The organism is Limnospira sp. PMC 1279.21 (assembly GCF_032349615.1).
GTDB lineage: Bacteria > Cyanobacteriota > Cyanobacteriia > Cyanobacteriales > Microcoleaceae > Limnospira > Limnospira fusiformis.
The window spans coordinates 1-717 of sequence record NZ_JARPLU010000474.1; the positions used below are offsets into that span (position 1 = coordinate 1).

Below are 717 nucleotides of genomic sequence, written 5' to 3' on the forward strand. Positions count from 1 at the left end.
GCTGCACGAGGTATTCTTCAGCTCACTCGCCGAAAGGACAGTGAGGAGCCCTCGATCCAACGTTCTCGGCGATCGCCTAGAAGCTGGGCTTGTTTGTGTGACCTGTGGACTAGCACAGTTCGAGGTTAGCACCGACACCCCCACCTGCCTTGGGCGGGTGGGGTGAGCTTCATTGTCAAAGGGCTGGTAAGAAATCGAAAACTAGCTAAATCTATTTATGATGCGGGTTGGTCTACTTTTCGCGGTTGGCTAGAGTATTTTGGCATTAAATATGGCAAGGTCACGGTAGCTGTGCCAGCTCACTATACCAGCCAAGAATGCTCAAACTGCAGTCAAGTGGTGAAGAAAACCCTATCAGAAAGAACACATATTTGTTCGCACTGTGGATATCTAGCCGCGCGCGATGTTGTTATGGTCGAAAGGGAAGTCACCTTCCCCAACTCCAATTCCAAACCGTACTTGAGACTTTCACCTCATACGGCTCCTGATGTGGATACCCCTTTTGTCATTGGGAACAAGGTTACTACCCCTTGCTTTTGTACTTCAACTTTCAAAGCTATTTGCATACGTAGTCTTTAAACTCGCTTTCGCTATTAAGCCCCTACTTTATCGCAGTATCTATATCCACACCGTGACTAGTGGGCATATCCTAACCATTACAATTAGGCATTAGCTTTCAGTCACATCCTTTCCCCTTAAAGGGTTAGGGGTCGAGAG

At 47.7% G+C, this 717-nt stretch carries 1 pseudogene; it reads left to right on the top strand.

The window, feature by feature from the left end:
• Window positions 1-174 precede the first annotated feature (174 nt).
• A pseudogene (locus P5683_RS25505) lies at window positions 175-405 on the top strand (zinc ribbon domain-containing protein); the annotation flags it as partial.
• Between the last annotated feature and the right edge of the window lie 312 nt (window positions 406-717).